This is a genomic window from Streptomyces sp. NPDC028928, from assembly GCF_055564915.1.
Genome location: NZ_JBVHVI010000002.1, coordinates 262,200 through 272,897, shown reverse-complemented (window position 1 = coordinate 272,897; position 10,698 = coordinate 262,200). Strand labels below are relative to the sequence as shown.

Genomic DNA, 10,698 nt, shown 5'->3' with positions numbered 1-10,698 from the left:
TGGGCACCGGACGGGCCGTGAGGGGGGTCGTGCCGTCGGCGCACCAGTGCAGGACGGCCGGCCAGGGGCCGTACCCGGCGTCCAGGTCGAGGTGGGCGGCGCCGGGCAGGGTGTCGGCGGGGATGCCGAGGGGCTCGGCGTAGAGGGGGCCCGCGCCCTCGGGGCAGTACGGGTCGTCGTCGCCCGCGACCAGCCGGGTCGGGCCGGGCAGGGTGAAGTCGGGCGGGGGCGGGACGAAGGCGGCCACCTCGGGGTGGCGGGCGAGGACGGAGCCGGAGGGGGGTGCGACCAGCAGCACCCGGTCGGCGAGGTGCTGCTGCTTCATGCCGCGCGCGGCGGCGTGCAGCCACAGCACGGCGGAGAGGCTGTGCGCGACCACGACCCGCTCCCCCGGGCCGTCCAGCTCCTCCAGGTGGCGGGCGAGTTCGGCCAGCCACACGTCCAGGTCGGGGTCGTCGGCGTCGGGCAGCTGCGGGTAGCCGACCCGGTGGCCGGCGGCGGTGAGCCGGTCGGCGAGCCAGTGCTGCCAGTGCGGCTTCGGGCGGTGGTTCTGCCAGCCGTGCAGGATGAGGTACGAGCGCTCGGTCATGCGGGGGATCCTCTCCGGGCCGTGGCCCGTGGCCGGTGTGTCCTCAGCCGGCGGCGGGCAGGGCCGCGAAGGCCTCGTGGAAGCCGGGGAAGGTCTTGCGTACGCAGCCGGGGTCGTCGTAGGTCAGGCCGGGGGTGCGCAGGGCGGTGACGGCGAAGGACATCACGATGCGGTGGTCGCCGAAGGTCTTGATCTCGGCTCCGGGTGCGGGCGTGCCGGGACGGATCTCGATCCAGTCGGGGCCGGTCGCCACGTCCACGCCGAGCCGCCGGAGGTTGTCCGCGCAGGCCTCCAGGCGGTCGCACTCCTTCACCCGGGTGTTGGCGACGTCCTCGATGCGGACCGGTCCGGAGGCGTACGGCGCGAGCGCGGCCAACGTCGGCATGGTGTCGGAGATGTCCCGCATGTTCACGGTGAGGCCGTGCAGTTCGCCGGTGCCGCGTACGGTCGTCGCGTCCTCGGCGATCTCCACGTGCGCGCCCATCCGGCGCAGCACCTCCACGAAGCGCAGGTCGCCCTGGAGGGCGCCGGTGCCGAGGCCGGGCACGGTGATCTCGCGGCCCGGGGTGACGGCCGCCGCGGCGAAGAAGTAGCTCGCGGTGGAGGCGTCCGGTTCGATGGCGTAGGTGGTGGCGCGGTAGCCGCCGGGCGGGACGTCGTACACCGTGCCGTCGCGGACGACGTCCACGCCGAACGCGCGCATCATCGCGAGGGTGATCTCCACGTACGGTGCCGAGACCAGGTCGGTGACCCGGATCCGCAGGCCGGTGCGGGTCAGCGGGCCGAGCAGCAGCAGCGCGGTCAGGTACTGGGAGGACTGGCCGGCGTCCAGCACGACCTCGCCGCCCTCGACGCCGGCCGCGTGGACGGTGAGCGGGTGGTGTCCCTCGGCCTGCTCGTGCCGCAGGTCGACGCCGAGGTCGCGCAGGGCGCGGGTGAGCGGGCCGAGGGGGCGGCGGCGCATCTGCGGGGAGGCGTCGAAGCGGTAGGTGCCGTGGCCGGCGGCGGCCAGGGTGGGCAGGAAGCGGGCGGTGGTGGCGCCGTCGCGGCAGAAGACGTCGGCCTCGGTGTGGGCGGGTCCCCCGGGGCGGCCGTCGATCCGCCAGGCGCCGGGCTCACGGGCGACGCGGTAGCCGAGCCGGGTCAGGCCCTCGGCGAAGCCCTCGGTGTCGTCGAAGTGCAGGGGCCTCAGGAGGGTGCTGGTGCCGTCGGCCGCGGCGGCGAGGAAGAGCGCGCGGGCGGTGATGGACTTGGATCCGGGGATGTCGACTGCGGGCATGGCAGCCATCATGACGGCCCGTCGTGAGTGCCGGGACCGGATTCCAGGGGCTGGACGCGCCCCCGTGAATGCGCGGTCGACGGCCCCTTCCTGGTTACTGTGCATTCCCTTGACGGAAAGAAACTTCCCGGATATTGGTGACTCCTCGGAAGTTTCCTTCAGCGGTTCTCCTCTGGAAGGAGCGCACGTGCACGACTCCAGCACGGACAGCACGGGAAACACCGCACGGCCGTCCAGACGCGCCGTCCTCGCCGCGACCGCGGGCCTCAGCGCCGCGCTGACCGTCCCGGCGACCGCCCACGCCGCCGCCCACGGCACCCCCGGCGAACGCCGGTTGCGCGCCCTGATCTCCCGCATGACGCTGGAGGAGAAGGTCGGCCAGCTCTTCGTGATGCGGGTGTACGGCCACTCCGCCACCGCCCCCGACCAGGCGGACGTCGACGCCAACCTCAAGGAGATCGGCGTCCGCACCGCCGCCGAGCTGATCGCCGAGTACCGGGTCGGCGGCATCATCTACTTCGCCTGGGCGCACAACACCCGCGACCCGCACCAGATCGCCGACCTGTCCAACGGCATCCAGCAGGCCTCGCTGGACCAGCCGCGCGGCCTGCCGGTGCTCATCGCCACCGACCAGGAGCACGGCGCGGTGTGCCGGGTCGGCAAGCCCGCCACCCTCTTCCCGGGCGCGATGGCGATCGGGGCGGGCGGTTCGCGCGCCGACGCCCGCACGCTCGGCCGGCTCTCGGGCGCGGAGCTGCGCGCGATGGGCATCAACCAGGACTACTCCCCCGACGCCGACGTGAACGTCAACCCGGCCAACCCGGTCATCGGCGTCCGCTCCTTCGGCGCCGACCCGGACGCGGTCGCCGCCCTGGTCGCCGCCGAGGTGAGGGGTTATCAGGCGGCCGGTGTCGCGGCGACCGCCAAGCACTTCCCGGGCCACGGGGACACCGCCGTCGACAGCCACTACGGCTTCCCGGTCATCACGCACAGCCGGGAGCTGTGGGAGCGGCTGGACGCCGTGCCCTTCCGGGCCGCGATCGCGGCCGGCATCGACTCGGTCATGACCGCGCACATCCAGTTCCCGGCGCTGGACGGCTCCGGCGACCCGGCGACCCTCTCCGGCCCGATCCTCACCGGCATCCTGCGCGGGGAACTCGGCTACGACGGGGTGGTGATCACCGACTCCCTCGGTATGCAGGGCGTGCGTACGAAGTACGGCGACGACCGGGTTCCGGTGCTCGCCCTCAAGGCCGGCGTGGACCAGCTGCTCAACCCGCCCTCGCTCGACGTGGCCTGGCACGCGGTGCTGAAGGCCGTGCAGGAGGGCGAACTGACCGAGGACCGGCTGGACGAATCGATCCTGCGCATCCTGCGCCTGAAGGCCCGGCGCGGCCTGTTCGACCACCCCTGGGCGAGCCACGCCGGTGTCGACCGCACGGTGGGCACCAAGTCCCACCTGGCGGCGGCCGACCGCATCGCCGAGCGCACCACCACCCTGCTGGTCAACGAGGACGGCACGCTGCCCTTCGACCGCCACAGGGAACGCAGGCTGCTGGTCGTCGGCGCCGATCCCGCCTCCCCGTCGGGCACCACCGGCCCGCCCACCGGCGTCCTGGCCGCCGCCCTCACCGAGCTGGGCTTCACCGCCACCGCTCTGTCCACCGGCACCGCACCTTCCGCGGCGACCATCGACAAGGCGGTCGCCGCCGCGCGGGACGCGGACGCGGTGGTCGTCGGCACGTACAACGTGACGGCGGGCAACGCCCAGCGGACCCTGGTGGAGCGGCTGCTCGCGACGGGCAGGCCGGTGGCCGTGGTGGCGATCCGCAACCCGTACGACGTCGCGCAGTTCCCCTCCGTCCGGGCCTGCCTGGCCACGTACTGCTGGACGGACGTCGAACTGCGCGCCGCCGCACGGGTCATCGCCGGCCGGGTCGCACCGCGCGGGAAGCTGCCGGTGCCGGTGCAGCGGGCGGACGACCCGGCCGGGGTGCTGTACCCGATCGGGTACGGGCTGACGTACTAGCCGGCGTCTCAGGGGCGCAGCGCGGGCTCCCGCTCCACGTCCCGGACGTCCAGCTTCGCGTCGTACCGGGCCAGCGGCTTCGCCTGGGCCACGGCGGACGGGGAGAGGCCCGCCCACTTCAGGATGCGGGCCGTGGCGAGGGTCTTCTCGTCCGGGACCAGGCCCGCCACGTTCGCGCCGTGGTTCATGCCGGGCGCGGTGAGGACGTAGGAGTCACGGGCGCCCTTGCCGGGCCGGAAGCGCTCGGAGCCCCAGGGGTCGTTCTGGCCGTAGACGAAGAGCATGTGCGTGGCGTGGTGGCGGACCCAGGTGTCCACGTCGCGCATCGCCTGCGGCTGGAAGCGCATCGGGATGGAGCGGGGCACGAAGTTGCGCGGGGGCTGGTAGCCGTAGCGGATCAGCTTGCCCTCGATGTGCGGGAAGTGGATGGTCGGGGCGCCCAGTTGGGTGCCCGCCTGGTAGTAGTACGGCGTGTACGTCTCCAGGCCCTGGTCGGTGTAGGCGGAGAAACCGGAGATGGTGTCGACCGAGTTCCAGATCTCGTCGTCGGTCGCGGTGGCCGCGTGCGCCGGGACGGTGTCGCAGTCCTTGAGCAGGCTGTACTGCCAGAAGCCCCAGACGTAGTCGAGGACGACCGCCTCGTACGCCCTGTCGAGGCCGCCGATGGTGGTGAAGGTGTAGCCGTTGTCGGCGGCGTACTGCGCGTACCGCTTCTCCAGCGGCTCGCGGCGCACCAGCGCCTCCCGCTGGACGGCGTTCAGCCGGTCCCGGCACTCCTGGGTGCCGACCCGCTCGAAGAACCGGTCGTAGGCCGAGTCCTCGTTGTTCACGACGTCGTTGGGGGCGACGTAGGCCACCACGCCGTCCATGTCGTGCGGGTAGAAGCGCTCGTAGTAGGTGGCCGTCATGCCGCCCTTGGAGCCGCCGGTGGCCAGCCAGTTGGCGGAGTAGACCGGCTTCAGCGCCTCGTACACGCGGTGCTGGTCGCTCGCGGCCTGCCAGATGTCGAGCTTGGTCCAGTCGGCCGGGGCGGGGCGGGAGGGGGTGAAGAAGCGGTACTCCAGGGAGACCTGGTTGCCGTCCACGATCTGGGTGGGTTCGCGGCGGGACGGGTTGGTGGAGACGTTGTAGCCGCTGGTGTAGAAGACGGTCGGGCGGCTCACGTTCTTGTGCAGCACGGTGATGCGCTGCTGGAAGGTGCCCCGGTCCGGGTGGCGGTGGTCCACGGGCTGGGTGTAGTTCAGGACGAAGTAGCGGTAGCCGGGGTACGGCTTCTCCTGGATCAGGCTCATGCCGGGTATCGACAGGAGCCGGTCCTTGATGTCGGTGGGCTCGGACTCGGCGGCGGTGGCCGCGCCGGCCGCCGTGCTCAGCGTGCCTATGAAGACCGTGAGCGCCAGCAGCCATCTGAGCGCCTTGCGCATGCGCACTCTCCCCTGTGAGACAGATGTGCGCCGGAAGCTATCCCAGCAACTGTCGTCCCACCAGAGGGAATTGAGCGCTCCGCATGCGCCGGCGTCAGACGCTCAGCACAGGATCCAGCCGGAGTCCTTCGAGTAGCGGCCCACCGCGCCCTTGATCCAGACGCAGCGGTGCCCGGCGTGCACGGTCACCGGGCCGGCGTTGTAGCGGTAGCGGCCCTTGTCCACGACCGGCCGGCTGCCGCGGGCCTGCACACTGACCGACATGGTCTGGACGGCGCCGGGGCGCCGGGCGACGGTGATGGCGCAGACGTAGCCGTTGCGCTTGTAGACGTGGGTGACCCCGGTCTTGAACGGCAGGGTCTTCACCTCGCGCCCGGCGCAGCCGCCGGCCGAGCCGGCCTGCGCGGTACCGGCCGCCGTGAACGCCAACGCGCCGGACGCGGCCAGCACGGCCGCACCGAGCGCAAGCCGCCGGCGTATCGCACCACTGTCCACTGTCGTCCTCCCCGTCACCGCGGTCACGTCCCCCGTGCCCGTACTGATGTACGGACGCACACATGTGCCGGATGGTTGCACGACCGTCAGCAGGACGAGTCAGCCGGGGGGGTCAGCGGGAGGCGCCGACCGGCTCCTCCGGCTCGGACTGGCCGAGGAAGGTCCGCCACAGCTCTGCGTACCGGCCGCCGCGGGCCAGCAGCTCCGCGTGGGTGCCGTCCTCGGCGACCCGGCCGTGGTCCATGACCACCACCCGGTCCGCCCGCGCGGCCGTGGTCAGCCGGTGGGCCACGACCAGGGTGGTACGGCGGCCGGCCAGATGGTCGGTGGCCTGGTTGACCTGGGCCTCGGTGGCCAGGTCCAGGGCGGCCGTGGCCTCGTCCAGCAGCAGGATGTCCGGGTCGACCAGTTCGGCGCGGGCGAGGGCGATGAGCTGGCGCTGGCCCGCGGAGAGGTTCCGGCCGCGCTCGGCGACCTCGTGCAGATAGCCGCCGTCCAGCATGGCGATCATCTCGTGCGCGCCGACCGCGCGGGCCGCCGCCTCCACCTCGGCGTCGGTGGCGTCGGGGCGGCCGTAGGCGATGGCGTCGCGGACGGTGCCCGGGAAGAGGTACGCCTCCTGCGGCACGACCCCGAGCCGGTGCCGGTACGAGGTGAGGTCCAGGGCGCGCAGGTCCGTGCCGTCGACCGTGACCCGCCCGGCGGTCGGGTCGTAGAACCGGGCCACCAGCTTCACCAGCGTCGATTTCCCGGCGCCGGTCTCGCCGACGAAGGCGACCGTCTGCCCGGCGGGGATCGTGAGGTCGATGCCGGTCAGGGCTTCTTCCTCGTCGCCGTACGCGAAGCGCACGCCCTCGAAGGCGATGTCACCGCGCAGGGACAGCACCTCCAGGGGCTCCGCGGCGGACTTGGTGGACGTCGGCTCGCGCAGCAGCTCCTGGATGCGGCGCAGCGAGACCGTGGACTGCTGGTAGCCGTCGAAGACCTGGGAGAGCTGCTGGACCGGTGCGAAGAACAGGTCGATGTAGAGCAGGTAGGCCACCAGGGCGCCCGTGGTCAGCGTGGCCGCCTCCACCCGGCCGGCGCCCGCGATCAGCACGGCCGCGGCGGCGACCGAGGACAGCAGCTGCACGAACGGGAAGTAGACGGATATCAGCCGCTGGCCGTGGACGCGGGCGCGCCGGTAGCCGTCGCTGCGCTCGGTGAACCGCCGCCCGCCGTCCCGCTCCCGCCGGAAGGCCTGCACGATCAGCAGCCCGGCCACGGTCTCCTGCAGGTCGGCGTTGACCGCCGACACCCGCTCGCGGGCGAGTTCGTACGCCTTCACGCTCGCCCGGCGGAAGAAGAAGGTAGCCACGATCAGCGGGGGCAGGGTGGCGAAGACGACCAGCGCGAGCTGGAGGTCGAGCACCAGCAGCGCCACCATGATCCCGAAGAAGGTGACGACCGAGACGAACGCGGTGACCAGGCCGGTCTGCAGGAAGGTGGAGAGCGCGTCGACGTCCGTGGTCATCCGGGTCATGATCCGGCCGGTCAGCTCGCGCTCGTAGTAGTCCAGGCCGAGCCGCTGGAGCTGCGCGAAGATCTTCAGCCGCAGCGTGTACAGCACGCGTTCGCCGGTACGGCCGGTCATCCGGGTCTCGCCGATCTGCGCGGCCCACTGCACGAGCACGGTCAGCAGGCCGAGCAGGGAGGCCGACCAGACCGCGCCGAGCGCCGCCTTGGTCACGCCGGAGTCGATGCCGTGCCGGATCAGCACCGGCAGCAGCAGGCCGGCGCCCGCGTCCACGGCGACCAGCAGCAGGCTGACCAGCAGCGGCAGCCCGAAGCCGCGCAGCAGGCGGCGCAGGCCGTAGGAGTCCTCGGGCAGGACCGCGCGGCCCTCGTCGATGTCGGGGGTGTCGGTGGCCGGGGGCAGGGCCGCCACCTGGGCCAGCAGTTCCGGAGTGGCCGGGGTGCCGGCCAGCGCCGGGTCCTTCGGCTCGCGGTCACCGGTCCACAGGCGGGGGGTCACGCCCCGCTCGGCGTCGAACTCGGCGTCCAGCTCGTCGCGGAGGGAGGTGTCCTCCGGCGGCTCGGCCGGGCGGGCGTGGCCCGGGGAGACTCCGCCCAGTTCGTCCGGGTCGGTGAGCAGGCGGCGGTAGAGGGCCGAACGCTGCTGGAGTTCCTCGTGGGTGCCGATGTCGGCGAGCCGGCCGCCGTCGAGTACGGCGATGCGGTCGGCGAGGTTGAGGGTGGAGCGGCGGTGGGCGATGAGCAGGGTCGTACGGCCCTGCATGACGTGCTTGAGCGCCTCGTGGATCTCGTGCTCGACGCGGGCGTCCACGGCGGAGGTGGCGTCGTCCAGGACCAGCAGGCGGGGGTCGGTGAGCAGGGCGCGGGCGAGCGCGATCCGCTGGCGCTGGCCGCCGGAGAGGGTGAGGCCGTGCTCGCCGACCTTGGTGTCGTAGCCGTCGGGCAGCTCCGCGATGAAACGATCCGCCTGGGCGGCGCGGGCGGCGGCCTCGATCTCCTCCCGGCAGGCGTCGGGGCGGCCGTAGGCGATGTTGTTGCGGACGGTGTCGGAGAAGAGGAACGAATCCTCAGGGACCAGTCCGATCGCGGCCCGCAGCGAGTCCAGGGTCAGCTCGCGGACGTCGTGGCCGCCGATGAGGACGGCGCCGTGGGTGACGTCGTAGAAGCGCGGCAGGAGCAGGGAGAGAGTGGACTTGCCGGAGCCGGAGGAGCCGACGACGGCGAGGGTCTCGCCCGACCGGATCTCGAAGCTGAGCCCTTCCAGCACCGGGCGCTCGTGGTCGTACCCGAAGGACACGTCGTCGAACTCGACCGTCGCGGGCGCGTCGGCGGGCAGCTCCTTGGTGCCGTCCGTCAGCGTCGGCTCGGTGTCGATCAGCTCCAGGACGCGCTCGGTGCCGGCCCGGGCCTGCTGGCCGATCGTGAGGACCACCGCGAGCATGCGGACCGGGCCGACGAGCTGGGCCAGGTAGGTGGAGAAGGCCACGAAGGTGCCGAGCGTGATGTGTCCGCGTACGGCGAGCCAGCCGCCGAGGGCCAGCATGGCGACCTGGCCGAGCGCCGGGACGGCCTGCAGGGCCGGGGTGTACTTGCTGTTGAGGCGGATCGTGCGCAGGCGCCCCGCGAAGAGCCGGCGGCCGACCTCGCGCAGCTTGTTCGTCTCCTGGTCCTCCTGCCCGAACCCCTTCACCACGCGTACGCCGCTCACCGCGCCGTCGACCACACCGGCCACGGCGGCGGCCTGGGCCTGGGCGTACCAGGTGGCGGGGTGCAGCCTGCTGCGGCTGCGCCCCGCGATCCAGCCGAGGGCGGGCGCGACGGCCAGGGCGACCAGGGTCAGCGGCAGCGACAGCCACGCCATGATCACCAGGGAGATCAGGAAGAGCAGGACGTTCCCGATGGTCATCGGGAGCATGAAGAGCAGGCCCTGGATCAGCTGGAGGTCGCTGGTGGCACGGCCGACGACCTGCCCGGTGGACAGCTCGTCCTGGCGGCGGCCGTCCAGCCGGGTGATGGTGCCGTACATCTCGGTGCGCAGGTCGTGCTGGACGTCGAGCGCGAGCCGGCCGCCGTAGAAGCGGCGTATGTACGTCAGGCCGTAGACGAGGAGGGCGGCGCCTATGAGGGCGCCGGCCCAGGGGGCCATGGACCGGGTGTGGCCGCCGATCACGTCGTCGATGATCACCTTGGTGATCAGCGGGACCACGGCCATGACGGCCATGCCGGCGAGCGAGGAGCCGAGGGCGAGGACGACGTCCTTCGGATACCGCCAGGCGTATGCCGCCAGGCGCCTGGCCCATCCCCGTTCCGCTGCCACGCCGGTGCCTTCCTTTCGACCTGCTCTTCCGGAAGACACCAACGCGTTCAGCGTGCGATTTCATCCCGCCTCGACAAGGGCGGGTGCTCCGGGTCAGCCCCGCGGCGGTACGGCGACGAACGCCTCGCGCGGCGAGTCGGTCGGGGTGTAGCGGGTGATGCCGGGCGCGGCCGGCACGAGGTCGGCATGGATCGCCCTGGCCACGTTCTGGATGGTGGTCACGCCGTAGTCCATGGTGCTGTTGTCCTGCGTCAGCACGGTGATCATGTAGTCGTGACCGGCGCCCTTGAAGGTGCCCAGGCTGTGCACCCGCCAGCCGTGCGTGGAGCGCTGCAGCCAGCCGTTCTTCACGTGCACGGAGACGGAGGAGGGCGCCCCGGCGGGCGTACCCCAGCGCTGGTCGGCGACGACCTGGCCCATCAGCTTGAGGATGTAGGCGCGGGCGTTGTCGCTCAGCACGCTGTTCTTCGCGGTGACGAGCTTCAGCAGCTTCTGCTCGTCGGTGACGTTCTCCTGGGTGAGCCCCCAGTAGCCGTCCGCACCGGGCACGGTCTTCGTCATGCCGGCCGCCGTCAGGAAGCCCTGGATCTTCGCCGTGCCGAGCTGCTTCCACAGCTTGCTGGTCGCGTCGTTGTCCGACTCGGTGATCATGGCCGTGGCGAGTTCGTCCTCGGTGCCGGTCAGGTACCGGTTGCTCTTCTTCGCGTCCCACAGCAGCGTGGCGAGCACGGTGACCTTCACGGTGCTGGCCGAGTCGAACGCGGTGGCGGCGTTCAGCGTGCAGGTCGTGTCGGTGGCGCGGTCGTGCAGGCCGACGGCGACGGTGCCCGTGCGGCCGGCCAGGGCGGCCGTGATGCCCTTCTTCAGTTTCGCGGCGAGCCCCGCCTCGGCGGAGGTGCAGCTGACGCCGGTCGTGGGTGCCGCCGCGGCCGGGAGGGCGGTGACGGCCGAGGCCAGCAGCGTGGCACCGAGGGCGGTCGCGAGCACCCCGGCTCGGCCGGATACCCGGTGGGTCATGACGTGTTTCCCCCTTGAAGGTCTCTCGGTCAC

The 10,698-nt window shown here is 72.3% G+C and carries 7 protein-coding genes; 1 reads left to right on the top strand and 6 read right to left on the bottom strand.

Translation table 11 applies throughout. The features are described 5' to 3' along the window. Both ACZ4U1_RS07105 and aroA read right to left on the bottom strand, forming a co-directional pair. The coding region (locus ACZ4U1_RS07105; protein WP_467900612.1) for an RBBP9/YdeN family alpha/beta hydrolase at positions 1-589 on the bottom strand (589 nt) is incomplete at its 3' end. A gap of 43 nt (positions 590-632) precedes the next feature. Continuing rightward, positions 633-1,868 carry a 3-phosphoshikimate 1-carboxyvinyltransferase gene (gene aroA, locus ACZ4U1_RS07100; protein WP_467900610.1) on the bottom strand — a complete coding sequence of 412 codons (1,236 nt, stop codon included), beginning with the start codon at positions 1,866-1,868 and terminating at the stop codon, positions 633-635. A 187-nt stretch (positions 1,869-2,055) separates the two neighbouring features. On the opposite strand from aroA, the gene ACZ4U1_RS07095 reads away from it, so the two are divergent. Next, positions 2,056-3,897, top strand: a complete 1,842-nt coding sequence (locus tag ACZ4U1_RS07095) for a glycoside hydrolase family 3 protein (RefSeq protein WP_467900608.1) — start codon at positions 2,056-2,058, stop codon at positions 3,895-3,897. 8 nt (positions 3,898-3,905) lie between these two features. Here the strand turns inward: ACZ4U1_RS07095 and ACZ4U1_RS07090 are convergent, their stop codons facing one another. The 4 genes from ACZ4U1_RS07090 to ACZ4U1_RS07075 all read right to left on the bottom strand — a co-directional run bounded on the left by ACZ4U1_RS07090 (position 3,906) and on the right by ACZ4U1_RS07075 (position 10,665). Next, entirely contained in the window at positions 3,906-5,321 is a 1,416-nt protein-coding gene (locus ACZ4U1_RS07090) for a S28 family serine protease (RefSeq protein WP_467900605.1), read from the bottom strand. Between the two features lie 102 nt (positions 5,322-5,423). Then, on the bottom strand, positions 5,424-5,816 hold the full coding sequence (locus ACZ4U1_RS07085; RefSeq protein WP_467900602.1) for a hypothetical protein: 393 nt from the start codon (positions 5,814-5,816) through the stop codon (positions 5,424-5,426). Positions 5,817-5,928: 112 nt separating this feature from the next. Further along, positions 5,929-9,648 (bottom strand): ABC transporter ATP-binding protein, encoded by a 3,720-nt coding sequence (locus tag ACZ4U1_RS07080; protein ID WP_467900600.1) that lies wholly within the window; start codon positions 9,646-9,648, stop codon positions 5,929-5,931. 93 nt (positions 9,649-9,741) lie between these two features. Beyond that, on the bottom strand, positions 9,742-10,665 hold the full coding sequence (locus ACZ4U1_RS07075) for a serine hydrolase (RefSeq protein WP_467900597.1): 924 nt from the start codon (positions 10,663-10,665) through the stop codon (positions 9,742-9,744). Positions 10,666-10,698: the final 33 nt, after the last annotated feature.